Raw genomic sequence first — 23,993 nt, 5'->3', positions numbered from 1 at the left:
ATGGGATGATCACCCCGCCGACCGGGACGGTCGGCCTACGCGGGATCATCCATTTCGGGCGCGTGGGTCGAGCGTCTCGCTCGACACCATCTGCCTACCCTTCCTCGCCAAGCACCTCGGCCCGGTCCCCGTCCAGCACGAAGCAGACCTCATTCATCCCCTCGCGGCCGCGCACGATGTCGTATTTCGGTACCCCGATGTCCGCAAGGCTCTTATCCAGGAAGTCTTCGGTCCCGGTCACCGCATGTATGGACACCGGTTCCCGTGTGCGGTCGCAGTCCGGACAGCGCGCGTTCTCGCCGGTCAGTCTGCCCAGGGGCTGGAAGACCGGTTCTTCAGTCCCGCAGTGCCGGCACTGGAATGTGAGGCAGATCTCGCGATCAAACTCCAGCACTGCTTTCGCCGAGACGCGCTGTCGGATGAATTCCAGCGCCTCACCCACGGTAGTGTGCTCCGCGCGCCAGCCGGTCTCCTCCAGGCGCTCAATGGTGTCGTGGGCGGGGCAGTCGTCACGCTTCTGGTAGCTGACCACATAGCTGTCGTGGGTAAGGCCGTTGTAGACGAACCCCTGCCCGCGCAGGCCAGGAAGGTTGCGATCCCGGTGCAGCCATTTGATCGCTTCCTGCACCTGCACACCGGCGATGACTGACGCGGTCGTGGGCGTGGTCGGCACTTTGCCCTGGATCACATCATCCCGGGTGAGCAGGGCGCAGGAGCGCCGCATGTTGAGCAGCCGGTAGTCCTGGGCGGACATGGTACATTCATAGCAGGGCCCGTCGGGAGGCACGAACATACGCGCGAACCCGTGCATCGCTTCGATTGCCCCGTCCACCCAGGGCTTGCCCAGTTTCCAGCAGACCGCGTTGATCCAGACCCTGGCCTCTCGGTTGTCCAGGCCGCCGAAGATAATGTCCATGTCCCGGAATACGCCTTGGCCGAGATCATGGATGACATTGCCGATGAAAGCCCTCGGGCGCACATCGGGATTGATCTCACTCATCGCACGCGCCGCCACGGTAGCTTTCGGCTTGCCCTCATCTTCGTGGCGGAAGAGTATGCTGCGGGTGAGGTTGGTGTCTTCGATGCTGTCCATGTCCACGATGAAGACGCGCCCGACCCCGAGAAGGGCAAGGTTCTTGCAGATTTCGTTACCGAGGGCTCCCGCGCCCACCACCATGAGTCGCGCGTCCGCAAGGCGCTCCTGATCCCACCAGGGGATCAGCCGCAGCCTGGCATAGCGGTCCTCGTCGAGATCAACATCGAGGACGTCGTCCTCGCGCGGGTCGGTGTCGGTCATAATGGTTTGGGGGTCTCAGCCCGCCGTAATCTCCGGCAGGAGGCGCAGAATGTCCCCCTCCTGGACGCCGGCTTCCGCGAGGGTCTGCTCATCCTTGAGTTGCTGGCCGGAACGCTTGTGGTGGAACTTGTAGCTCATCGGCTGGCCGTCGGACCCCGCCTGGGGCAGGCTCATCATCTCCACCAGCCGCGCGATGATCCGCCGCACAGGAGCGTCGTCAGGCAGGCTGGCCTTCTGCTCCTTGTTTCCCGTGGTGTCCATGATCGTGACGTTGACCTTGCCCACGCTGCGAACTCCTCCTCTTGACGAGTGCTTGGGGCGCGAGTGACTTCTGTCCCCACATTGTAACCCGGATGCCACTGTGATGAACCCGGACCGTGATCAATACCGGCCGTAAGTCTCCGCAAGTTCGCCCGCAATCTCAATTCGACGCCTCGGGGCGCCAGGAGGCACCTGGTCACCAGGCGCCAGCACGATGCGCGGATTGGTCGCCCGCAGGTCAAGCCAGTGCTTCACGCTCTCGATGAACCCCTCCTCCGGCCAGCGCGGCTCCCAGACATTGGGCGGAACGCCACCCCACAGGATCATGTCCGGGCCCGCCTCAAGCCGGCACTGCTCGGGCGTCAGGTCGCCCATGGGGGTAGGCGTCACCGCATCGGCGATATCCACCCCGCATTCGGCCAGCAGCCCGAGCAGGCCGCCGAGGCGACCGTCGATGTGGACCGCCAGGTGCTTCCCGCGAGAGTGCACTTTCCGGGCCATCTCGCGGTAAAAATCCATCCCGTGTCTGCGAAACACCGGCGGCGGCTGGGTGGCGGAGTCGAGATTGTCCGTCCAGAGCACCACAGGCGACGGCGAATCAGCCAGCACGTCCACCAGTTCAAGCTGCTTCGCGTCGATGACATCCATGAGGCTACGGGTCAGTTCTGGCTCATCCGCGAGGGCGTAATGGGTCTGCTCGACCCCCATGAACCGCGAGATGAGGAACCCCATACCGCAGAATCCGCCAACGGCGAAGGGCACGCCAACATCGCCCACCAGCCGATCCCAGGCCTCAAAGTTCTCGTATCTCGGCACGTAGCGACGGGCTTCCATGGCGTAGCGGACGATGGGGAAGTCTTCGATGCCCTGGACCATGCGGTGCGTAATGTCCCACGAGTGACTCACCGGCGACCAGCGACGGATCTCCCGCACTTCACCCAGGGGGGTGCTGATAGTCCATGTGAAGAAGTCGCCATCCACGCTGGTGGTCTCGGTGACACCGCTATCGCCGTAGTCGGCGGCGTAGAAGGCCCCCATATTCAGATACAGCCCGGCGTTGAGTTGCCGGTGGAGCTCCACCATTTCCGTATCCCGGTCGGCTTCCGAGGTTGGGATGAAACGTTGGCCGCGCTCTACAACGAACCAGTGGGAAAGATCGGCGAACCACGGAACGCAGTCGGGTGTTTGACCTTCAAGGAGTGTCATGAGACGCTGACGCTGGGTCATGGTCCGGGTCTCCCGTTTGTGTGTCTGTGACCGCTTGTGGCGAGATGCCACTTCAGGTAAACTCAAGTTCGAGCACTGAGTGAAATCCACCTTCGCATTCTCCGCACATTAGAGCCGAGGTTGAGCCAATGCTCTCCGTGAAGAGCCTGGGGCATGCCTGCTATGTACTCTCCGATGGTGCGTATACACTGATTTTCGACCCGTGGCTTACCGGCAACCCGGACGCCGTTTGTGGTCCGGATGAGGTGAAGGTGGACTACATTCTGCCTTCCCACGGGCACGGCGACCATCTCGGCGACGCTGTGGCGATATCCAAAGCTCAGGGCGCACCCATCGTTGCTGTGGCCGAGCTGTGTGCCTACTGCTCCCGGAAGGGCGCGACTGCCATTTCCATGCACATTGGAGGACGGCGCGAGTTCCCATTCGGATCAGTCAAGCTGACCCCGGCTTTTCACGGCTCGGCGGTGATGGGTGACGACCTGATTGAGTACACCGGCCTGGCCTGCGGCTTCCTGGTTGAGATCGGTGGCCGCCGAGCATACTTCGCGGGCGACACCGGCCTTTTCGGAGACATGTCCCTGATTCCCGGCCGACAGGGCCTCGATCTGGCGATCTTGCCCATTGGCGACAACTACACCATGGGCGCGGAGGACGCGCTCCGCGCCGTGGAGTTCCTGCGTCCGAAGGTGGTGATTCCGACCCACTATCATGCTTTCGAAGCGATCCGTACCGACCCGTCCGGCTTCGCCGAAGAGGTCCGAAACATCGGGGTCGAGTGTCGCGTCCTCGCCCCAGGGGAGGAGACTGAGATCTGAGATGAGATGCGTATCGGCCGCGGAGGGCTGGTGCAATCTTGCCCAGCGTGGCGCATCGATGTATCATTCATATTGAGTCGTCGTCTTACCCATATTCTGCCGCATTTTACACACATTGCTGGTCATACACATCCCGGCGGTTCTCCATTGCGGCGTACCGCCACCTGGAGTCAGCGCTATCATGATACTGCTGCGGGGCCTGTGGTCACTTTTTGTGGCCGCGATGACCTTTGTCGGGGTCATTTTGGCCAATAACGGTGCGAATATCATCCTGCGACAACTGGATCTGCAAGCGGCCGAATCCCGCGATGAGATCATGTTCCGGATCGGATTCAGCGTCGTGGGTGGGCTCATCGGGTTCCTCTTCGGCCTCATGTCTTTCCGCAAACTCATCTCCTGGGTCACGGAGATGGAGAAGGTTCCCCTGCTGGACAAGATTGCGGCAGTGGCGGGTGTGCTCATCGGCCTGACTGTTGCGATTTTATTCACAACTCCCTTCGCAAACAGCGAAAACTGGGGTCTGCCGATCCGCATTGCCGCCTGCGTGGTGGGGATTATCCTCGGCATCGGCTTCTCAATGAGCGCCAAGGAGCAGATCTTGTACATCTTCCCCAGCCTGGCGCCCGAAAAGCACGTGGGGCCGGCGCGGTTAGAGCCCTGTGCGCCCAAGATGCTGGACACCAATATCATCATTGATGGGCGTATTGCGGACATCGCAGCGGTGGGGTTCCTGGAGGGCCGCATCCTGATACCCGGCTTTGTGCTTCAGGAACTGCGGCATATCGCCGGGTCCGCGGATAGCCTCAAGCGCGCCCGCGGCCGACGCGGGCTGGACATGCTCAACCGCCTCAAGCAGGTGGAGGGCGTGGAGACGGCGGTTTTCGAGGATTATCCCCCTGAACTGGACATGGCTGAAGAAGTGGACCAGCGGCTGGTAAGCCTTGCCGACCTCGTGGGCGCGACGGTTGTCACCAATGACTACAGCGTGAATGAGATTGCAAAGCTCAAGGGCGTGCGTACGATCAACGTCAATGAGCTCGCGAATGCAATGAAGCCCGTGTTCCTGCCCGGCGAGAACATGACTGTGACCGTGGTCAAGGAAGGCAGGGAGGCCGGGCAGGGCGTCGCCTACTTGGACGACGGCACCATGGTTGTGGTTGAGGGCGGGGCAGAGTACCTGGGGCAGATGATCCCGGTGGTGGTCACCAGCGTTCTGCAGACCACCGCGGGGAAGATGATCTTTTCCGACCTCGTCGATGAGGACGGCAATTCCGCATCAGGGTCGACCGTTCGCAAGGGTCGCGACCGGAAGTGAAGACGGTCGCCGCGCTTATCGTTGCGGCGGGAAGGGGCAGCCGGTTTGGCGGAGACCTGCCCAAGGTCTTCGTGGACCTTTGCGGCGTGCCCCTGTTCGTCTGGTCCCTACGGGCATTTGACGCCTGCCCCTTGGTGGATCGGCTGTTTCTTGCAGTCTCAGAGGAGTACCGGGATCATGCCCGCGACCTGTGCGGGTGCGCCGGTCTTAGCAAGCCCTGCAGCATACTCCCGGGAGGCGCGCGGCGGCAGGACACGGTGTATGGGAGCCTGCTGGCGATGGAGTGCGAGGCGCCGGAGATCATTGCGATCCACGATGGCGCAAGGCCGCTCATCGACGGGCAGACTATCGAACGCTCCATCGAACTTGCCCGAGAGCGTGGCGCCTGCGTCACCGCTGCGCAGGTGACCGACACCATCAAGCACGCCTCGGCTTCCGGCGAGGTTATCGCAACTCCGGACCGCAGCGAACTGTGGCGAGCCCAGACTCCCCAGACCTTCCGCTTCCCTCTGCTGCTTGAGTGCTATCGCCGCGCCGAAGCCGAGTGCTGGCAGGTGACCGACGACGCTTCGGTCGTCGAGCGCTGCGGCCACCCGGTGCATATCAACCCGTGCACGGACCTGAACATGAAAGTCACCACGCCGCGGGACCTCATCATTGCACAGGCACTTCTCGGCGGGGCTCCGCCTGCGATCCCCCCCCGAGTGGGCACAGGTTACGACGTGCACGCCCTGACCGAGGGCCGCAGACTCATCATCGGCGGGGTGGAGATCCCTCATGAGAAGGGCCTGTCAGGGCACTCCGATGCGGATGTGCTGATCCATGCGATCGTGGACGCGATCCTGGGAGCGGCGGCGCTGGGGGACATTGGCAAGCTGTTTCCCGACACGGACGCGACATATAAGGACATGGACAGCGCGATGTTCCTTCGCGAGGCCGGCAGGCGTGTGATGGAGATGGGCCTGCGCATTTCCCATGTGGACGCCACGGTGGTTGCCCAGAGGCCGAAGCTTGCGCCTCACATTCCGGCGATGCGCAAGAATATTGCCGGTGCCCTGGGAATTGACGTGGCCTGCGTGAGCGTGAAGGCGACCACCACGGAGCGCCTGGGCTTCGAGGGCAGGGAAGAGGGCATTTCGGCGCAAGCGGTGGCGACGGTGGTGGCAGTGCGGTAGACTCGCGGTTATGACGGCCGTCCCGGCCCGCAATGCCAGCAGCCGGCACGGTAGAAGCCCGAGCCTCGGGTCGGCAGCACGTCGCGCTTGCACCATCACCTCTCCAGATACGGTTGCACCTCGATGAAGTTGAACATCAACTCCTGGCCTGCGGGGCCGCCTGGGTCCTGCTCTGATGCCCAGTCGCTCACGGTCAGGCGCGCCTGTGTGCCCGTAGCCCGGAAGACCCGCCAGTGGTAGTTCATCCAGTATGAGTATTTCGCATCGAACTTCCCGAGATGGTGCGCATAGCAGTTGGGGAAGGTGAACTGGAAGGAATCCTGTGGTCCATTGAGTTGCTCTACGCTCTCAATGTCGATGCTCACAGCGTGGGGGGCCTTCACTGAGCGCTCGTTCACCAGGTCCTGGTAGTCGGCGGTGATCATCTTGAGCGAGTACAGGCGTCCCGGCTGCAGGGCGCGAATGGTCTGGCTGAAGCGGTTGGGCTTCTCGCTGCTGCGGCGGGTGAGCAGGAAGGTGTTTCCCTTGCCGGTGGGCGGGTAGCGCCCCTGGAGCCAACTGTACCCGGAATACTCGGCGGTGCGCACCGAGCCCTGTTGCGCCGCCTGTATGTCCCACCCGTCAGTCCCCCGGTCAAAGTCTGCGTTGACCAGATGCGGCAGCAGGTAAGGGTCATCGGTAAGCGGTTCGCGGTTGCCCTCGATGCAGTAATGCCGGTACAGGCGGCCTGCCCAGCGTACGCTCTCCTCGTCGGCATAGGAGGAATGGTACTCCTGGATGCCCCCCAGCCCGAAGCATGAGGGATGGTTTGCCAGGGCGTTCACCTGCATGTCCATGTAGACCTTGAAGTCCACCTGCGGGTCGATATTCAGGCTCTCGGTGGGCTGGGACATGTAACCGAGCACCAGGCACATGTTCCCGGGGGCATCCGGGAAACGCTTGCGCCATAGGGGCATCTCGTCGGTGATGCTGCGGGCAATGAACTGGCGCGCCGCGGTCTCGTCGGGCTGTTCGGGCAGGTATCGTTCCCAAGCCATGTACCCGCCGCCATCTACGCAGACTCGTGCGAAGCGGGAACTGCGGTCGTCGCCGTAGAAGGTGCCCCCGTACGGGCTGAGACTCTTGCCTCTGAAGCGCGGGTCGGCGTAGATGCGCTCGACGGCCTTGCGGTAGACGTCATAGACCTCGGCATCGCCACCCCCGAACTCATCCACGATCACCCCGCGGAGCTTCTCATGCTGGAAGCCGACTGCCGAGGACCAGTGATCGAAGGCCGCCTGCACGTCGGCCTCCGAAGTGCCGTCGAGCTTCGGCAGACCGATGATGGAGATCCAGTGTCGACCCGAAGCGACCCAGCCGTCCGTCTCGGGCCCCGGATTGCCGATCATGGTGTTTACAGTGGGCAGAATGTCCTTCGACAGGAACTGCCAGTCGTAAGGGCCATATGGATGGATGTGGGGATTCGCGCCATAGAAAGCATGTTGGAGCATGGGCACCGAACGGACCACGAGGCTGCGCAGTTGTGCCTGCCCGGTGGTCTCGATGCGCAAGGAGTGTTCCCCGGCGGGCAGGAACCGCATGGTTTCGGCGGTGGACTCGCCGGGCTGGTCAAAGGTGAGAACCGGATCCGGTTCGCCATCCAGGAAGAGCGAGACCCGCGCACCGTCGGCGATCTGCGCGGTGGCGCGGAAGTAGCCCCACCGCTTTGCGGGCTGGCGGAAGGAGTAGTCGCGCGGGCCCGCGGGGACTGGATCACTGAAAGCCAGAAGCTCCCATGCCAGGTTGTTCAGGATGCGCACGCCGCGGAAAGCATCGGGCTGCGCGGTCCAGTTGAAGGCAGCCTGCTCGGGGTCGCCAACTGTCGCGCCGTTGCCGTCGTGCAGGCTCACCCGGGCCAGGTAGTCGCCCGGGAGCAGGTGGTTGGCGCTGAGGACGATTTCGGCGGGACCGGAGGCGGACACCGGGATGCCCTCGCGGCTAACCAGCGTATCGCCGCCTGGAGCGGGGATGATCTGCACGCTCAGGCCGGCGCCTTCGGGCAATGGGCGCATGCGGCGGGCATCGGCGGCGATGAGGAGGCTGCCGGCGTCGGGGTAGGCATCCACGGTAACCTCGGGCCGGCGAAATTGTGACGCATCGACGCCGTGTGCTTCGGCCTGAGCGCGGTACAGGGCGAAGGCCTCCTCGGGAGACAGTGCCCCGCTGTAGATGCGGGCCTCATCCAGGAGACCATCAAAGAACGAGTGCCCGAGACCCTCGCAGAAGCCCAGGCGCAGGGGCACGCCCTGGATGTCCGGACGGACCGACGGGCTGGCGGAGAAGAAAGGAAGGCCGTCCCGATAGACGCACACGGAGCGCGCGTCCAGCGTCAGGATGACGTGGGTCCAGCGGTCGGGCTCAAGGGGCCAGAGGGGGCGCAGTTGCTGGACCTCCGTCCCGTTGGCGAGGCAGGCCATGAACTGGTCCTGGCCTTCCCAGGTATTGACGGCGAGCACCAGGCGCTCGTCAACCCACCTGCCGCCGGTGCTCCAGTTGATGAGCCCGCCGCGACGAGTGCGTGGATGGCACCAGACCGCAAATGACAGGCCGTGCGCAGGGTCGAGTTCGGGGATCGGACCGCAGTCCACGTAGCCGTCCCCACCAGAAAGAGCCAGGGCTGTGCCGAAGGGTCCCTCAGTCCAGGCGCACTTGCCCATCAGGGCGCCATGGTGCCCATTGCCAGAAGCGTCAGAGGCTTCCGGGCCGCCGTCAAGGGGGTAATGAGCGACGAGTTCGGCGGCGGATGCGGGAATGCAAGAGACGGTAAGGAGACAGAGGAGAGCGTGAGACAGGGTCATCGCGATCACCTCGCGGATTGGGGACGGCCTCCAGAAGGCGGCTCCGCAGAACCCTTCCCTCACTGACCCAGCTTCTCCTGCAGGTAAAGCCCCAGTGCCCGGGCGATGTCGCGGCCAAGGGCACGAGCGCCGTCAGGGGTCATCAGGACCCCGTGGGCGACCGAGTAGGTGGTCTCCAGGGCGGTAGCGAGGAGGATGCCCGGCAGCGTCCAGACCCAGCGACCGAAGCCCATCCCCTGCTCTTCGTTGGTTCGCACGTTCCATTCCTTGCCATACTGCAGGTTGTCTGAAGCGCGGAATGGCACGGGCCCCTCACGGGAGGCCTCAAGGATCGCGCTGAAGCGCTGGAGTTTCTCCCATTGGCCTTCGCCAGGGTGCCCCACGAAATACGCGGAGTCGTCCCGCCCGCCTTTTACGTAAGGACAATGGAAGTCCATGCCGACGAAGGGTAGGCCTCTGAGCCACGCCGGTATCTTCCTGCGCATGGCCGCGGTTTCGAGATGCACACTCTTGCCGCTGTAGTCGCGATTGTGGTCGCGGGGAGCGCGGTTCTTGCCCTGGTCGCCGTCCTCCACGCCATCTTTGTCCATGAAGGGCACTGCGAACACATCTGAGTTTTCACGCAGCCAAGCCCCCGCCGGGTCGAGGATGATGGCCTCCAGCAGGCCTTCCAGCACGTAGCTGGCCATCATCTCGCAGCAGTGGTGGCGGCAGGTGAGAAGGAGCTTCACCCGGGCCTCGCGCGTCGGCTTGATGGCGAGAGTCTCCACCCGCCTGCCTTTGCGAGTGGTACAGAGCGTCCCGTGCTTCAGGCCCTTCCGTTCGCCGATGCGGGTGGTGAAGGCCTCCCAGTCCGCCTGGAGGTAGGGGATGGAGAAACAGAATCGAGCCTCCCGGCAGCGCGGGGGGAATGTGAAGTCGAACCCGTCTTCGCGGGTGTTTTCAGCCCCCAGCCATTGCCAGGGACTTCCGTCCAGACTGTACGCAGGTCCGGCGGCGCTCATGACGTCACCGTTGGTGAACTGAAAACTTACGGTACGTCCGGCAACATTTCGCGCCCGGAAATACCAGTAGAACCACCAGGTAGTCGTGTCACGGATGTCCTGGCGCACGAAGACCTCGTTGCCTTCGACGGCATCGACGATAATGTTCCCGCCGGGGAAGTCGGCGTCTATCAGGACGGGTCGGCGAGGCATAGGTCTTCTTCCCCTCGTGCTTCCGGACGGATGTGAGCGACAGCCATTTCGTCGTCGAGAGCGAGCTCCCTCCCGGCGGGAGAGAGAGCGGGCTTCACCCTGCCTTGCACTGCCTGCTTCGTGGTGGTATGCTCCTGGCTCGTGCCCCGTGACCAGAATCGGGGCATAATGTCTGCTTCGGAGCACCCCCACAGGTGGACGACCGCCTCTTCATCGACGCCATCCGCACCATGACGGTTATTCTCGGCGGGCTCGTGGCCGGATACTGCCTGCGCAAGTCCGGGCGAGTTCCGGAGACCTGGGCCGGGCCGGTGAACCGCACCACTCTGACCTGGATTCAGCCGGTGGTCATCTGCCTGGCGTTGTGGGCGATGAAGCGGCCGGATGCGCGCACGCTCGCTCTGCCGATCTTCGGGGTCGTGCTTTACGTGGCGCTGTGGCCGGTGGGAGCACTACTTTCGAGACTCCTGCGGATGCCCCGGGCTGATGCAGGGCCTTTCATCACGGCGGCCATGTTCAGCAATGTCGGTTTCACGTACGGCACTTTCGTGGCTTTCGCTGCGCTGGGTGCAAAGGGTGCGGCGCTGGGGTCTTTGTACTGCGCGTCCTTCATGCCGGGGGTGTTCACGCTGGGGTTTTTCATTGGCCGCCGCTATTCAGACAGCGGGCATGACGGGGTGCTAAAAGCGTTGGTGGAGCTTGCGAAAGACGGACAGACGCGCAACCCAATTCTCGGCATCATCGCAGGGTTGGCGCTGAACGTAGCGGATGTCCCGAAGCTGCCGGAGTCGGCGTTCGTCATCGACATCGCGATGCCCACGGCGACCGCCGCGTTCCTGCTGGCCATCGGCCTGGGCCTGCGGCTGTCTTCGGTGAAAACATACTGGCGGCAGTGCCTGGTGATGCACGGAGTGAAGTTCATCATCTCGCCGGTATTGGGGCTGGGGCTGGCGTACCTGTTCGGGTACTGGCAGACGGTGGATCACGACGCGCTACGGGTGGTGTTCATCCAGTCGGCGGCTCCGGTGGCGATTCTCGGGGTGATGCTGGCGGATGTGTTCAGGCTGAACCGGGACCTTGCCGGGGCATTGTGGCTGACGACCAATGTGACGGGGGTGCTGCTGGCGCCCGTGATCTTGATGATTACGCGGATGTTGTAGGAGCGAATGGGCGTCGAGGTGCGAGCCCGTGCCCCGCAGACGCAAGGGATGGGGCTGTGGGGGTGTTGTGACCCGTTCCTTCTTCCGCCCGGTTTGAGTTACAATGTGACGCGGTCTTTCATCCCGCTACTGGCGGATTTCCATGTCCTACTTTAGCCACCATACCGGCTCTTCCAGCCTGCAGCCATTCTTCAAGCCGCCGCGGATTTCGGGTACGGCCATGCCCCATGGAGTGTTCCTTTCCACGGGCACCCATGGCACGGCCAGCTTCTGGGGCCTGTTCGCCACAGGTTTCAGCATAGTGGCCCTGGGCATGATCTCGCTGGTGCCTACCTATGTGTTGGTCTGGATGCTCGAACAGTACTTGCGGCCGCTGAACATGCCCCTGGTCGCACTGCTCTTGCAGATGGGTGGTCCCGCCGATCCTGTGCGGTGGGCATTGGCGCGTGCAGGTGTGAATCTGCTTACGTTCTTCGTTTTCCTGACAATTCTGCGCTTCACTTCGCTGGCGGGGCACCATGCCGCAGAGCACATGACGGTCCACGCTATAGAGAAGTACGGCGTCTTCGGTTGGGAGCCTTTCGTAGCGGAGATGCCCCGTGCTCACTTGCGTTGCGGGAGCAATCTGTTGGCTGGGATTCTGCCCGCGCTGCTCGTTGGGATCCCGCTGCTATCCGTGAACCCGGCGTTTTCGGTGGGGATCGTGGCACTGGGATGGCTGGGCAGGCATCATGTGGGGTTTTTCCTGCAGAACAATTTCACGACCCGGCGGCCAACGCCGTCGCAACTGCGGCGTGGGATCGAGGCGGGTCAGCGCCTGTTGTCGGAATGGCTGCGCAACCCGCCCAGGCGTATTCCCATTGCTTACGTCTTCTGGCGCCGAGGGGTTCCGCAGGTGGTGGCCGGCGTCATGGTCGCCATGTACACGCTCGGCGCAATCGCCGGCCGTCTTCCGGACCTTATCGACTGGTAACAGACTCTCCGAAAAGGCGTGAATCCGTGGATGCAACGTGAACTCTTGAAGGACCTGGTTACCCGCGCCGTCCAAGCTGCCGTGGGAAGCGGCGCGCTGCCGGAAGTGAGCATCGACGTGCAGATTGAACTGCCGAAAAGGCCGGAACATGGGGACTTCGCTACAAATGCGGCCATGGTCCTCGCCAGTCAGGCGAAGTGCAATCCTCGCGAAGTGGCCCAGACTATCGTGGACCACATGCCCGAGGACCCGCTCCTGGCAGCGGTGGAGATCGCCGGGCCGGGCTTCATCAACTTCCGGCTCTCCCAGGACTGGCTGGCGCAGGTTATCGCGCGCTGCTGCGAGCAGGGCGAGGCGTATGGGCGCTGCAACGCCGGCGGCGGCAAGCGGGTGCAGGTGGAGTTCGTCAGCGCCAATCCCGTGGGCCCGATCCACATTGGCAATGCCCGTGGAGGTCCGTACGGAGATGTGCTGGCGTCACTGCTGGATGCAGTGGGCTACAACGTGGAACGCGAGTATTACATCAATGACGGCCCCGACAACACGCAGCTGAAGCTGTTCGGGGCTTCGGTGCAGGCGCGCTACCGGACTCTGGCCGGGGAACCCACAGATCTGCCCGAGAACGGTTATCAGGGCCAGTATGTGATCGATCTTGCCCAGGGGCTCTTGGATGCCGATGGCGTTGCGCACTTGTCGATCCCGGTGGATGACGAGGGCGCGCTGGCGTTTTCGCGGCTTGTGGAGCAGACCATGGTGGATGGCTTGCGCGAGGACTGCCGAGCGATGGGCATCGAGTTCGACGTGTGGTTCAGCGAACAGTCCCTGCACGAGACCGGTGCGGTTGCGCGTGAGGTAGACAATCTTGTTGCCCGCGACCTGGCATACGAGAAGGATGGGGCGGTCTGGCTGAAAACCGGGGATTTCGGCGATGAGGACGACCGGGTGCTCCGGCGCAGCAACGGGGCGTTCACGTACATCGCGTCGGACCTGGCTTATGCGGCGAACAAGTTCGATCGGGGTTTCGAGCACCTCGTGTACGTCTGGGGCCCGGACCATGCCGGATATGTGCCGCGGCTGAAGGCGGCCATTGACGCTCTGGGTCGGGGCACCTGCGAGATCATCATCTACCAGCAGGTGCGTTTCCTGGAGAACGGAGAGCCGCTGGGGTTGAGCAAGCGACGCGGAGCGATTGTGTCGGTGCGGGACCTGGTGGACGAGATCGGGCGAGACGCCACCCGGTTTTTCTTCCTGATGCGCACCGTGGACGCCCATCTCGATTTCGACCTGGACCTTGCCCGGGCACAGAGCCAGGACAACCCTGTGTACTACGTGCAGTACGCGCACGCGCGGATCTGCAGTATCCTGCGGGAGGGGGTGGAACGGGGGATTATCGGGGAGACAGACGGCGAGGCCGATCTATCGCTGCTCACTGACCCGGATGAACTCGCGCTGATGCGGCAGATCGCGGAGTACCCCCATGAACTGCTGACTGCTGCTGAGTTCCGGGCGCCGCACCGCCTGACGTTCTTCGCCCGGGAGCTAGCCCAGAGCTTCCACCAGTTCTACGGGACCTGCCGGGTGCTGGACCCGGATGCGCCTGCGCTGTCGCAGGCGAGGCTGAAGCTGGTGCAGGCGACGCAGACCGTGCTGCGCAATTGTCTGGGCATACTGGGGATCAGCGCGCCCGAGCGCATGTGATCGGAAGCGGAGAAACCGCGATGAACCTGTGCGTGGACATCAACGCCGACATCGGGCCTTGGGCGTTCCGGCGCCTGCCGCAATGCAGCGTGCGCGGAGTGCTGGACATGATGGACCAGTGGGGCATCCACAGGGCGCTTGCCGGACCGGTGCAGGGGATCACTTACCGGAACTGCCACGCGGCCAATGAAGAGCTTGCCGAGGAACTGGATTCAGTGCCGGGAGTGCGGGAGCGGATCCTGCCGGCGGCGGTACTCAACCCGCGGTACCCGGGGGCGCTGGCCGACCTGTCCGCATGCATCACGGGCCTGGGCTGCCGGGCTGTGAAGCTTTACCCAAACTACCACGGGTACCGAACTTGGGAGTCCGAGTGTGTCGAGCTATGCCGGGCCGCGGCGGATGCCGGCCTGCCGGTGCTGGTGGTGGTGCGGGTTGAGGATGAACGGTTCCACCACTGGCAACTTCTCGTGCCCCCAACCCCGCTGGATGACTTCTTGAAGCTGGTGGAAGCGGTCCCTGGTGGGAGTTTTGTGCTGGTGGGGTGTAACGCGCCCGAAGCCCGACGGTGTCTGGCGGAGACGGGAGATGGGGCACAGGTTTGGGTGGACCTGTCTTACGTGAAGAGCCCCATGAACGCGACAGAGGCGCTTGTCCGCGATTGCGGTAGCAAACGCCTCCTGTTCGGGACCCACATGCCTTTCGTCTATCCGGCGGTGAACTGCGAGAAGACTCGTCGAGCGAATATTGCGGCGGAGGACCTTGCGGCGATCTGCGGAGCGAACGCGGCGGCGGTTCTCGGGTTGTGAGAGGCACGGGAGCGCGAGATGGTTGACGGCCGGCCTATGCATCCTCTCTGGCTCGCCAGGGCAAGCTACCTGGGCCGGCGGCCTGGGACGGGCATGGCGCGCGACAGAGAGCTATTACTGTGAAGGGGCTGGGCCGAGCCTGCGCCTGCGGACGGCAGAGGTCCAAGGGCCGGTTGTAACGCTCCGCTAAAGGTCCCGCAGCCATTCATTCAACTGGATCTCTTCGGCGATGGTGGAAGCCGGGCCGTGACCGGGGTACACCGCTGTGTCCCCGGGCAGTTCGGTGATCAGACGCCGGAGAGAAGCCTGGAGTTGCGGCCAACTTCCCCCGGGCAGGTCGGTACGGCCCACACTTCCCGCGAACAGTGTGTCCCCCGTGAATACGGCGCCATCAGTGACGAGGGCGACACTTCCCGGTGAATGACCGGGCAGGTGCATGACCCTCACTCGCAGGTCGCCCACCACCAGTTCGTCTCCCTCATCGAAGGTCGCATCCACCGCGCACGGGGCGGGTCGCATGCCGATGAGCAGCCATTGTATAGGAGGGTTCTCAACGGATTCCCTGTCGGCCGGGTGGATGATGATCCTTGCCGGGGTTTCCTGTATCGTCGCGAGACCATCACGCAGGTCGCAGTTCGCGGCGATGTGGTCTGGATGGCAGTGGGTGTCGGCGATGATCTCCACGGTCAGGTCGGCGTCTCGCACCGCGTCGACAATGCGGTCCGCGTCGCCGCCAGGGTCGATCACCATCGCCCGGCCGGTCTTCTCGCAGGCGACGATGTAGCAGTTGGCCATCAGCGGACCGACTTCAAAACACAGGATTTGCATGCTCACGGGTGGGCTTCCTTCGCGTGGGGATGTGCCGGCCGGCTTGCGGGAGGCTGCACTCGGCATTACGTCATTGGCGCACGCGGGTCAGGCTCTTCGCCGAAGGGGTCTTCATCCCCGTTCGCGCCCAGTGTTCCGCAGCGCACCAGGAGTTTGCGGACGCTGTGCATGTCGTACTCGTCGAGGCGACCCGCGCGCTGGTACTGCTCCTGCGCCTCTTCCTCGAGTCCCATGAGTGCGAGTTGCTCGGCGAGAACATAGCGGTACGCGGCGTTCGTGGGTTCGATGCGCACCGTCCGGCGGAACATTTGCAGGGCGTCTTCGTGCTGCTCATTGCGTGCATACGCAGCGCCGAGTCGCACGTGGTAGAAGTCATCTGCGGGTGCGTGTCGGCAGGACAGCTCGTACTGCTCAATGGCTTCTTCGACGCGCCCGCATCGGAAGTGGAGCTCGCCCATCTTGAAGCGGTAGAACGGGTCTTCTGGAGCCAGTTCAACGGCGCGCTCGAAGAGAGCCCGGGCTTCCTGCAGATCTCCCATAATGATGCAGATCTCGCCCAGTCGGTACACGTAGTAAGCCCGGTTGGGATCGCATTCGATGGATCGGCGCATGGCCTTTGCCGCAGCCCTCGGACGCCCAAGAGAGAGGAAGAACTCGCCCAGCGAGAAATGGCAGTCCGCGTTGCTGGGGTCGGTGCGCAGCACCTTTCGGTAGGCGCGGTAGGCCTTGGCGGGCATCTCGAGGGCGAAGTAACTGTCGGCAAGGGACAGACGAGCGTTTACATTGCGGCCGTCAAGCCGAGTCGCCGCCTCGTAGTGTTTGATGGCCTCATCGATGATGCCTTCTTCAATGAGTTGGTCGCCGATGCGGCGGCGGATCTCGGCCCGGCGTTTGTTCGCCCGGGCGCGCTGATTGCTGTCGTTGTTTCCGTTTCGGCGTCTCATGCTTGATGGATACGTCCGTCAGAAAGTCTTGGCACTGTCCAGGAGGAGGGTCACAGGTCCGTCGTTGGTGAGGCTCACGTGCATGTGCGCCCCAAAAACGCCGCGCTGCACGGGGACGAGGCCTTGCAGGTGGTCACAGAACTGGTCGAAAAGTGCTGTTGCTCTCTCGGGCGCTGCGGCAGCGGAGTAACCCGGTCGCCGGCCCTTGCGACAGTCGCCGTAGAGCGTGAAGTTCGGGACCACCAGCAGTTCCCCGCCAACGTCACCCACAGCCAAGTTCATCCGCCCCTCGTCATCTCCGAACACGCGCAGCGTGGCGATCTTCTCCGCCATCCATTGAAGGTCGGCAGTTGCGTCGCCGGGACCGAACCCCGCGAGCACCACAAGTCCGACGCCGATCCGGCATCGTTCTTCGCCGTCAATCACTAGATTTGCCCGGCTTACCCTCTGGATGACCGCGCGCAATTCGCACCCTCCTGATGGATGTTGATGATACCCCGGGGAGGGTGCTGAGTCAAACGCAGGCCCGGATTGGAAGAAGAGCGCCCGCGGGCGAACGGGACCAGTGGCCAGGCTCGTTTGAGGGTGCGCGGTGCAAGCCTGTCCGATCACCACAACTGCTACATAACCGATGTCTTTAGTTACGGGGCAGATATCGCAAACAGGAGTGGAGCTGTCACATTTACTCTCGAATATAGTCTCAATAGGAACTCTTTGAAGGCATTCCTTTCGATCCGTCACCGTGGCTAAAGAGACCTTGCGTTGACCCACCCTGAACGCGTTGGTACAGTGACGCTTGCGATAAATCGGTTCTGGGGGCAGGGCCGATCTAGGATTTGAACGTGATGGAAGGGCCTTCGTCGGGCGCCTCGTTCTGCGTTCCACGTACTGGCACGGAGTGACTGTCCCCGTCGGTAATCATGCTGACGCGCTTGTAGACATGACGCTGCAGTAGCGGAGTTTGCTTGTGTCACCGTGTTTCCGTAGCGGATGCCTCATCGGCGCAGCAATGCTGCTGGCAGTGCTATGCCCGTCCGTCGCGATGGCGGCCATGGCTTGGCCGATGAGCCCGATATTCGATGCACCGGTATCCACCCGGGATGGCGGGCTGGGCTTCGCGCTGAATAGCGACGACGTCCCGGCGGTCACGTACCAGGGTCTGTCCGGGGGTGCCGGTGACCTCGTCTACGCCTTCAAGAGCGGGGCTACGTGGTCATCCGAAGTGGTTCAAGCAGGCAAATTCAACGGCCAGAGCACAAGCCTGATCTTCCAGGGCAATACGCCGCACATCGCATACCGCTGGTCCAATTCCACTGACACCCTGTACAGCCTCAATCACGCCACTTTCGACGGCAGCGACTGGCACGTCTCCACGATCTACGACACCCAAGTCACTAACCCGCGCCACACAGACATCCGGCTGGACGCCAACGGAAACCTGGCGGTCGCCTGGATCGACCTGCATAACTACCTGGACTTCGAAGACGACACCCTGGACTACGCCTTCCAGACCGTGGGCGGGTGGGTACACGAGGAAGTAGCGCAAGCGCCCCTGGTGAACGGTGACGTCTCGCTGCGGCTGAATGGGACGGTGGCCGACGCGCGCATCGGCTGGGTGGACAGCACGTTCCTTAGCCAGTTCCCGATGTTCTCCGACCGCAGCGGCGGCTCATGGTCCTCGGAGCCGATTGCCGACGGTGAGGGCGTCTACTGCGCGATGGACGTGGACGCTGATGGCAAGCCGCATTTGGCGTGGATGGACGCGCTGACCGGGGACATCATGTATGCCTATCAAGACGAGGGTTCCTGGGTCACAGAGACCATCTACGACGGCGCGGAGTTCTTCGCTTTCAATGATCTGCGCTACCTGGACCTGTCGGTTGATAGTCAGGGGATCGCCCACATCGTGTTCTGGGATCCGGCAGCGCAAGACTTGTTCTACGCACACCGTGGCGGCGGATCGTGGATTACTCCCAGGCTTCTTGCCGAAGACACCACTGCCGAATGGGTCGGGCTGGAGATCGACAGTCTGGACAGGCCGCATGCGGTGTATTTCGGCGGGGGCGATTTCGGCGATCACAAGATCTACTACGGCATGGGTGGGGCCGTGCCCGAGCCTTCCACCTACTTCATGTTCGCCCTGGGGCTGTTTGCGATATACCTGTTGCGTCGACGTCGTGTAGCGGACCGTGCCGGGGGCGTGTGAGGGCGGGGGAGCCGCAAGCCGGTATATCTCGGCGGCGTGACACACGTGTGAAACGGGACGAGCCTATGATGCCCGAAGTTCGAGGGACGCAACCGGTCCTCAACCTGCTGGCGCTGATTCTGGCCTGTACTGCTCTGGCGCAGGCGCCGGTGCCCGCCCCCGCGGGAGCACCCGGCCCGGCTCCGGTGCTCGTCGCAGTCGGACCTGCGGGCGACGGCACGCTCCAGCCGCCTCCTCCCGAGGCTCTCGCGACAGCCTTTCCGGTGCCCATGGCCCTGGTTGGAACCGGGGCGTCTTCCGGCATCGTCCCCCAGACCGCCTCAAGCCCCGTGGCGAAGATCCATTTTTACGCTTCCGAACCCGGCTACACACTGGGTGTGGAACCGGTCTACACCATGCTACCGAAGAACCAGCCCTGGCGCATCCGGGTGATCAGCGGGAACATGGTGGGGCAGGATGCCACCAATGCCGGCGCAGTCATCCCCCCGACGAGAATCCAGGTTCACGAGCTGAAATCCGACCCGCTGGGCACTGCGTGGGTCAACTGCACCGGCACGGCATTCATGCGCAGCCTTGTGGGCGACGTCGACGGCTGGCTGTACATCGAGTTCCGAGTGCAGGTCAACTGGGCCGACCCGCCGGGGCATTACGTGAGCAATGCGCTCATGTACTTCCAGTGCGCGGGTTTTACCGGCCAGATCCCGCTGGAACTGCACCTGAATCTCACGGAAATGTTCCAGGTAGAGATGGACGCCGACCTGGAGTTCCCGGACACCGAGGGCAACTTCACCGGCTGGATGTACACCACCAGCGAAGGGCTCCTCACGGTGCGCAGCAATGTGGACTTCAACCTGAGCGTCTCCGCGTGCACGGACCTGACCGGGCCGGGCACCCACCCTTACCAGATTGAGACCGCGTTCCGCCTGCGCCAGCCTGTGGGAACGGGCGCGCTCTGGAGCACCTGGGGTGATATCGGCGGCGACGCTTCAGGGCACGGGACCCCCGACCAATGGACAGGAGCGGCCGATGGGGGGTCTCCGTGGCCGGGGCCGGTGTCCAACGTCAGTCCGGTGAACACGGTGGGGGTCAATGAGATCGGCCTGCGCGGAGCGGCCTGGCGCAATGGGGTGGAGGACCTCGCGGGAGACTATAGTGGAACGCTGACCATCACGGTTTCGCCCATGCCGTAGGTCGCACCCGGTGGGTATTCCGCCTGCCGCTATCCATTTTTGTCCTTGCCAGTTCAGCCCGGCACCTGTCGGAGGTGATGGACCCGCGGAGCATACCAGACGGACGCAACGGGCCTGTATCGCGAGGCCCTCGATGCTGTACTACCCCCATTTATATCGGGGCAAGAGACGTCAACTTGATGGGAGGACCACAACAATGTCGAGACTCATGACAGGCATCCTGCTCGTGGCACTGCTGGGCCTGACGGCCGGCATGGCCTGGGCGCAGGGACGGCCCGACGGCGGCGTAGGTGGATCAGACATCATCACTTACGACACGACCACCCCCCCCGAACCCGTCCATCGATGAAGGCTTCCCGCTGGAAGCCACCGCGACGTTCAAGGCGCATGTGCTGGCGTACGCTCATCTGGCAATCGACCCGCCGAAGGACCTCGTTGTGCCCGGCGACAATCCGGCCGGCACTCCCGGTGAGGATTCCATTGAGCCGCTGGTCGGCGCGGACCCCAATCCCGATGCCGGTCTCATCACCGCGGAAATCAACACCCCGTGCCTGCTCAGCGTTGAAGTCACGGAGTTTGCCGCGGACGACCCCGATCTGCTGACGGAGAAGCTCTGGACGGCTTACTCTCTGGGCGACCTCGAAGCCATGTTCGACAATGCGGGCATCGTTCCCTGGGCCACCCACACTGAATTCCGCGTGGGCGACGGCTGGTTCCAGGTTGCCGATGCGTATCCCGCGGGCGTCGCGCCGTCGGTGGCGCTGCCTGACGACGACATGCCCACCCTTGCGGCTCAAGGTTCTCTTGGCACGATCATTGTCAACGATCTCGCCGTCGACCCGGTCGATGATTTCGCCCGCTACCTGCGGCTCCCGTTCGGCGTGAAGGCGAAGAACCGCATCGATGCCGACGGTGACTTTGTCTACGAGACCATCGCTCTGGCCGGTGACTACACCGCGACCATGGTTGCGACTCTGGCCGCCGTTAACTAAGTTTCACCCGCCTTTGAGCCATTGCCCGGTGGGGGTTGCTCATCGAAGAGCCTCCGCCGGGCATCGAAACAGCCAGAACCTGCCCTGCTCAGGTGAACTGCATGTGTACCGGCGCAGCAATCATCATTCTGATCCTATCCGGCCTTCTCCCCGCTGCCGCGGATGACCTCGCCACGGCAACGGAGACTTTCAACGCCCATGTGGAGCAGTACCTGTACTGCAACATCGCCGACGACACCATCACGTTGACGCCGGTGGAGGGCGAAAGCCCGGACCTGTGGCAAGGTTCGGCGGCATTCGCCACCCGCTCAAATGTTCCATTCCAGATAACCCACGGCTGGCAGTCGTGGTCGCTGCCGTCTCCCGGCTTCAGCGGCACAACGAGTATCAGCACCGCCAGCAGTTTCGGGTCGGACGGCTACATCGCTCCCGGTGACCGTTACAAGACGGGGTTCATCACGATAGCCGTCACTGCTGAAGGGACTGCGCCCTCCTATCCATTGGCTTCCGGGGGGGCCAATGACACTGCCGCCGTGGGGAAGCTCGAGAGCGACAGCAGCACGACGCCGGTGGGCACCGTGCAGCTCACATTGTCCGTGCTTTTCTGACCAAACTGCGCCTGCCGCGAGCGCCAATCGCGGTACTGGGTGGTTGATATGTCGCACCGCGGGTTCACCCTCATCGAGCTTCTCGTAGTCATCGCAATCATTGCGATCCTCGCCGCGATGCTGTTCCCGGTTTTCAGTGCAGCCCGGGGAAAAGCACGGACGACGCGAGACATCAGCAATCTTCGCCAGATCATGCTGGCGGTGCAGATGTATTCGGATGACCATGACGAGCTTGCACCTCCCGGAGACCCCCTGGGCGGCGACGACGTCAGCTGGTTGCAGTACCAGATCATGCCTTACGTGAAGAACAAGGACATTTTCTACGACCAGCACAAGCAGCATGTTCGGTATTTCAGCGCTCTCACCTACTCGTGGGGAATCCCTGTGGTTGATGACGACGGTAACCCTCTGAACCCCGACAGTTATCAGGCTTTCTTCTGCGGCGATGACAAGGTGTACAACATGCAGGCTACGCATGAGGACAACCGCGACAATTACTGGGTAGACGTGGCTAACCTGCGCATAGTGGCGTTCCGGAAGATCCAAGGGGCCCTCTGAGATGGCGGGGGCATTTCCCTTTTTTGCCTGTTTGACCGCGATTTGGTGTCTGAACTGATTCGTCTGCGTGCAATATCGGGAGGTGGTTCGCGCAGTTGCCCCTTTATGCGGCCTATAGACAAGACTGAGTTTCTTGAGCCCGTTAGCACCGGTGTATCAAGCGCAGGGCAATGCGCCCCTTGTGGGGGGGGACTTCGCCCGCGCGTCCCACAGTTGGGGAGGGAGTAATACAATGCGACTCTCGATCATATGCGTACTTGTTGGCCTGCTGGCGGCTTCGGTCTTTCCAGCTACTCTCGACGTGCCCAGTGATGCATACCCGACGATTCAGAGCGCAATCGATGCGGCGAACGCGGGAGACACGATTCAGATCGCAGCAGGGACGTATGCAGAAGCCATCACGATCAATAAGTCTCTAAGCCTGGAAGGCGCCGGCTGGACCCGCGACCCGGCGGATCCCCGCTACTTCCTGCCAGGCGGCACGATCATCGCTGGTGGGAATGCGGACGCGGTGGTGACGGTTGCTGCGGACGATGTGAGCATTTCGGGCATCGGGATCACGGGGCGCAACAACGCGACGTCTGTCACCCAGGCGTGTCTGCGGGTGACCGGAAACGTAGCGAATCTGAGCCTTGACACCGTGGCTGCCTCGCAAAGTGCCTTCGCGGGTATGGAGATCAGCGCCGATGTCGACGGCCTGACCATGTCACACTGCTCCATGAGCCACAATCGCAAGCGGGGGCTCGTGGTCGGCGTCTCCGGGAATCTGACCGGTGCAACCATCAGCGACTGCGACTTCGACGGTACGGGCTGGGGCTATGAGTCGGACGCCGTCGGACTGTACTCACAGCAGAGCTCTGCCAACGGCACGACTTTCTCCGGCACGGTTTCCGGATGCACGTTCAATGACAACGTGGTCAAGGGGATCTACCTGGAGAAGGGAGACAACCTGAGCTTCACCGGCTGCGATGTGGTCCACAGCGGTTTCGCGAAGAGCTATGCCGCGGGCATCGACGTCAACATGAAGTTCGGCGACTACGCCCGGATCACGTTCAGCAACTGCACGGTGACCAACTGCGGCAAAGGAGATGCGACCAACGGGGTCGGGGTGACCATCAAGGCGCGCGGCACGGGCAACGACTCCACCACTTACACGGACAACCCGGCCACGTTGGACAATGTGACCATCAGTGGCTGCGAGATCACCGACTGCCAGCGCGGGGTCCGGATTGGTGAGCCGGGCAAGCTGAACACCACGCCGACGAACGTGACGGTCTCCTGCACCTTCGAGAACAACGTGCTGGGGGACATCAGCAATGTCACTGCGAAGGGAAATGACGTGAACGCCCTTGGGAGCACTTTCGTGGGCGCGGCGGACCTTGCGGCCATTGAAGCCCGCGTGGAGCACCAGTACGACAATGCGGCCTTCGGCTGGGTCATTTACGACGCCGACCAGGTGCTGGGCAACATTCTGGCGTGGGACAAGGATGATCAGAAGTTCTACCTGACTGCCGACGCGAGTGATCCGGCTTCGGGCACGGAAGTGGAGAACGGGAAGACGTATTACTACGGCGGGAACCCGCTGGTTGTGAACATCACAGGCGTGAGCGGCGACAAGCAGGCGGTGGTGAGTGGCGCATCGGGCACGAATGCGCTGCGTGTGCGGTGGTACATGCTGGGGAGCGCCCTTTACCGCGCCTACGAGTGGAGCACAATCGGCGCCAGTGCCAAGACGGCAGTTTTCCAGCGCGGGCAGACATATATCTACGGCGAGGGTTGGCAGTCGGGGTTCCGTGGTTTCTGCCACACGCTGAGCAATGGGCCGACGTGGGATGTGGCGTACTCGGCGGTCCAGCAGCCGTAAGGACAGATGAAAAGCCCGGGCGCGTTGCGCCCCGGCGCTGCGG

General features: G+C 63.0%; 22 protein-coding genes. 14 read left to right on the top strand and 8 right to left on the bottom strand.

Annotated features, from left to right (window positions below):
- Window positions 1–94: 94 nt before the first annotated feature.
- From HPY44_17600 to HPY44_17590, 3 genes are all read right to left on the bottom strand, one after another.
- Window positions 95–1,297, bottom strand: a complete 1,203-nt coding sequence (locus HPY44_17600) for a ThiF family adenylyltransferase (GenBank protein ID NSW57820.1) — start codon at window positions 1,295–1,297, stop codon at window positions 95–97.
- 15 nt (window positions 1,298–1,312) lie between these two features.
- The gene (locus tag HPY44_17595) at window positions 1,313–1,582 is read right to left on the bottom strand and encodes an EsaB/YukD family protein (GenBank protein NSW57819.1); all 270 of its coding nucleotides are present in this window, start codon (window positions 1,580–1,582) and stop codon (window positions 1,313–1,315) included.
- Between the two features lie 96 nt (window positions 1,583–1,678).
- The gene (locus HPY44_17590; GenBank protein NSW57818.1) at window positions 1,679–2,785 is read right to left on the bottom strand and encodes a hypothetical protein; all 1,107 of its coding nucleotides are present in this window, start codon (window positions 2,783–2,785) and stop codon (window positions 1,679–1,681) included.
- Window positions 2,786–2,913: 128 nt separating this feature from the next.
- Between HPY44_17590 and HPY44_17585 the strand changes: the two genes are divergently transcribed.
- From HPY44_17585 to HPY44_17575, 3 genes are all read left to right on the top strand, one after another.
- Window positions 2,914–3,600: a metal-dependent hydrolase gene (locus HPY44_17585; protein ID NSW57817.1), complete on the top strand. Its 687-nt coding sequence runs from the start codon at window positions 2,914–2,916 to the stop codon at window positions 3,598–3,600.
- 181 nt (window positions 3,601–3,781) lie between these two features.
- Complete coding sequence (locus HPY44_17580; protein ID NSW57816.1) at window positions 3,782–4,915, top strand: TRAM domain-containing protein; 1,134 nt, start codon at window positions 3,782–3,784, stop codon at window positions 4,913–4,915.
- The gene (locus tag HPY44_17575) at window positions 4,912–6,090 is read left to right on the top strand and encodes a 2-C-methyl-D-erythritol 2,4-cyclodiphosphate synthase (protein NSW57815.1); all 1,179 of its coding nucleotides are present in this window, start codon (window positions 4,912–4,914) and stop codon (window positions 6,088–6,090) included. The genes HPY44_17580 and HPY44_17575 overlap by 4 nt, the downstream gene beginning before the upstream one ends.
- A gap of 95 nt (window positions 6,091–6,185) precedes the next feature.
- Here HPY44_17575 and HPY44_17570 read toward each other — a convergent pair whose 3' ends face one another.
- The gene (locus HPY44_17570; protein ID NSW57814.1) at window positions 6,186–8,927 is read right to left on the bottom strand and encodes a LamG domain-containing protein; all 2,742 of its coding nucleotides are present in this window, start codon (window positions 8,925–8,927) and stop codon (window positions 6,186–6,188) included.
- A 59-nt stretch (window positions 8,928–8,986) separates the two neighbouring features.
- Window positions 8,987–10,123: a peptidase M14 gene (locus HPY44_17565; protein NSW57813.1), complete on the bottom strand. Its 1,137-nt coding sequence runs from the start codon at window positions 10,121–10,123 to the stop codon at window positions 8,987–8,989.
- A gap of 194 nt (window positions 10,124–10,317) precedes the next feature.
- Between HPY44_17565 and HPY44_17560 the strand changes: the two genes are divergently transcribed.
- The 4 genes from HPY44_17560 (at window position 10,318) to HPY44_17545 (ending at window position 14,760) form a co-directional block, all read left to right on the top strand.
- Window positions 10,318–11,283 carry a hypothetical protein gene (locus HPY44_17560; protein NSW57812.1) on the top strand — a complete coding sequence of 322 codons (966 nt, stop codon included), beginning with the start codon at window positions 10,318–10,320 and terminating at the stop codon, window positions 11,281–11,283.
- A gap of 142 nt (window positions 11,284–11,425) precedes the next feature.
- Window positions 11,426–12,256 (top strand): DUF1385 domain-containing protein, encoded by an 831-nt coding sequence (locus HPY44_17555; protein NSW57811.1) that lies wholly within the window; start codon window positions 11,426–11,428, stop codon window positions 12,254–12,256.
- A gap of 30 nt (window positions 12,257–12,286) precedes the next feature.
- Window positions 12,287–13,954, top strand: a complete 1,668-nt coding sequence (locus HPY44_17550) for an arginine--tRNA ligase (protein ID NSW57810.1) — start codon at window positions 12,287–12,289, stop codon at window positions 13,952–13,954.
- Between the two features lie 20 nt (window positions 13,955–13,974).
- Window positions 13,975–14,760: an amidohydrolase family protein gene (locus tag HPY44_17545; GenBank protein NSW57809.1), complete on the top strand. Its 786-nt coding sequence runs from the start codon at window positions 13,975–13,977 to the stop codon at window positions 14,758–14,760.
- 186 nt (window positions 14,761–14,946) lie between these two features.
- Here HPY44_17545 and HPY44_17540 read toward each other — a convergent pair whose 3' ends face one another.
- From HPY44_17540 to HPY44_17530, 3 genes are all read right to left on the bottom strand, one after another.
- Window positions 14,947–15,588: an MBL fold metallo-hydrolase gene (locus HPY44_17540; protein NSW57808.1), complete on the bottom strand. Its 642-nt coding sequence runs from the start codon at window positions 15,586–15,588 to the stop codon at window positions 14,947–14,949.
- A gap of 65 nt (window positions 15,589–15,653) precedes the next feature.
- A complete protein-coding gene (locus HPY44_17535; protein ID NSW57807.1) occupies window positions 15,654–16,532 on the bottom strand; it encodes a tetratricopeptide repeat protein in 879 nt (292 codons plus the stop codon).
- A gap of 18 nt (window positions 16,533–16,550) precedes the next feature.
- On the bottom strand, window positions 16,551–16,997 hold the full coding sequence (locus tag HPY44_17530) for a D-tyrosyl-tRNA(Tyr) deacylase (protein ID NSW57806.1): 447 nt from the start codon (window positions 16,995–16,997) through the stop codon (window positions 16,551–16,553).
- 502 nt (window positions 16,998–17,499) lie between these two features.
- Between HPY44_17530 and HPY44_17525 the strand changes: the two genes are divergently transcribed.
- From HPY44_17525 to HPY44_17495, 7 genes are all read left to right on the top strand, one after another.
- Entirely contained in the window at window positions 17,500–18,738 is a 1,239-nt protein-coding gene (locus tag HPY44_17525; GenBank protein ID NSW57805.1) for a PEP-CTERM sorting domain-containing protein, read from the top strand.
- Window positions 18,739–18,806: 68 nt separating this feature from the next.
- A complete protein-coding gene (locus tag HPY44_17520; GenBank protein NSW57804.1) occupies window positions 18,807–19,928 on the top strand; it encodes a hypothetical protein in 1,122 nt (373 codons plus the stop codon).
- A gap of 196 nt (window positions 19,929–20,124) precedes the next feature.
- Window positions 20,125–20,277, top strand: coding sequence for a hypothetical protein (locus tag HPY44_17515; protein NSW57803.1), 153 nt, complete (start codon window positions 20,125–20,127; stop codon window positions 20,275–20,277).
- Between the two features lie 88 nt (window positions 20,278–20,365).
- Complete coding sequence (locus HPY44_17510) at window positions 20,366–20,920, top strand: hypothetical protein (protein ID NSW57802.1); 555 nt, start codon at window positions 20,366–20,368, stop codon at window positions 20,918–20,920.
- A 101-nt stretch (window positions 20,921–21,021) separates the two neighbouring features.
- A complete protein-coding gene (locus HPY44_17505) occupies window positions 21,022–21,528 on the top strand; it encodes a hypothetical protein (protein NSW57801.1) in 507 nt (168 codons plus the stop codon).
- A 48-nt stretch (window positions 21,529–21,576) separates the two neighbouring features.
- A complete protein-coding gene (locus tag HPY44_17500) occupies window positions 21,577–22,086 on the top strand; it encodes a prepilin-type N-terminal cleavage/methylation domain-containing protein (protein ID NSW57800.1) in 510 nt (169 codons plus the stop codon).
- A gap of 232 nt (window positions 22,087–22,318) precedes the next feature.
- The gene (locus tag HPY44_17495; protein NSW57799.1) at window positions 22,319–23,950 is read left to right on the top strand and encodes a right-handed parallel beta-helix repeat-containing protein; all 1,632 of its coding nucleotides are present in this window, start codon (window positions 22,319–22,321) and stop codon (window positions 23,948–23,950) included.
- Window positions 23,951–23,993 lie beyond the last annotated feature (43 nt).

This window comes from Armatimonadota bacterium (assembly GCA_013314775.1).
Taxonomy (GTDB): domain Bacteria; phylum Armatimonadota; class Zipacnadia; order Zipacnadales; family JABUFB01; genus JABUFB01.
Note: the sequence above shows the minus strand (reverse complement) of the source record. Positions and strands in the feature narration are given on the sequence as shown.

What these genes read in the sequence shown, in the direction of transcription:
- HPY44_17600 (NSW57820.1), bottom strand. Translation starts at nt 1,297, where the DNA reads ATGACCGACACCGACCCGCGCGAGGACGACGTCCTCGATGTTGATCTC.
- HPY44_17590 (NSW57818.1), bottom strand. Translation starts at nt 2,785, where the DNA reads ATGACCCAGCGTCAGCGTCTCATGACACTCCTTGAAGGTCAAACACCC.
- HPY44_17585 (NSW57817.1), top strand. Translation starts at nt 2,914, where the DNA reads ATGCTCTCCGTGAAGAGCCTGGGGCATGCCTGCTATGTACTCTCCGAT.
- HPY44_17580 (NSW57816.1), top strand. Translation starts at nt 3,782, where the DNA reads ATGATACTGCTGCGGGGCCTGTGGTCACTTTTTGTGGCCGCGATGACC.
- HPY44_17570 (NSW57814.1), bottom strand. Translation starts at nt 8,927, where the DNA reads ATGACCCTGTCTCACGCTCTCCTCTGTCTCCTTACCGTCTCTTGCATT.
- HPY44_17565 (NSW57813.1), bottom strand. Translation starts at nt 10,123, where the DNA reads ATGCCTCGCCGACCCGTCCTGATAGACGCCGACTTCCCCGGCGGGAAC.
- HPY44_17555 (NSW57811.1), top strand. Translation starts at nt 11,426, where the DNA reads ATGTCCTACTTTAGCCACCATACCGGCTCTTCCAGCCTGCAGCCATTC.
- HPY44_17550 (NSW57810.1), top strand. Translation starts at nt 12,287, where the DNA reads ATGCAACGTGAACTCTTGAAGGACCTGGTTACCCGCGCCGTCCAAGCT.
- HPY44_17545 (NSW57809.1), top strand. Translation starts at nt 13,975, where the DNA reads ATGAACCTGTGCGTGGACATCAACGCCGACATCGGGCCTTGGGCGTTC.
- HPY44_17540 (NSW57808.1), bottom strand. Translation starts at nt 15,588, where the DNA reads ATGCAAATCCTGTGTTTTGAAGTCGGTCCGCTGATGGCCAACTGCTAC.
- HPY44_17535 (NSW57807.1), bottom strand. Translation starts at nt 16,532, where the DNA reads ATGAGACGCCGAAACGGAAACAACGACAGCAATCAGCGCGCCCGGGCG.
- HPY44_17520 (NSW57804.1), top strand. Translation starts at nt 18,807, where the DNA reads ATGCCCGAAGTTCGAGGGACGCAACCGGTCCTCAACCTGCTGGCGCTG.
- HPY44_17515 (NSW57803.1), top strand. Translation starts at nt 20,125, where the DNA reads ATGTCGAGACTCATGACAGGCATCCTGCTCGTGGCACTGCTGGGCCTG.
- HPY44_17505 (NSW57801.1), top strand. Translation starts at nt 21,022, where the DNA reads ATGTGTACCGGCGCAGCAATCATCATTCTGATCCTATCCGGCCTTCTC.
- HPY44_17500 (NSW57800.1), top strand. Translation starts at nt 21,577, where the DNA reads ATGTCGCACCGCGGGTTCACCCTCATCGAGCTTCTCGTAGTCATCGCA.
- HPY44_17495 (NSW57799.1), top strand. Translation starts at nt 22,319, where the DNA reads ATGCGACTCTCGATCATATGCGTACTTGTTGGCCTGCTGGCGGCTTCG.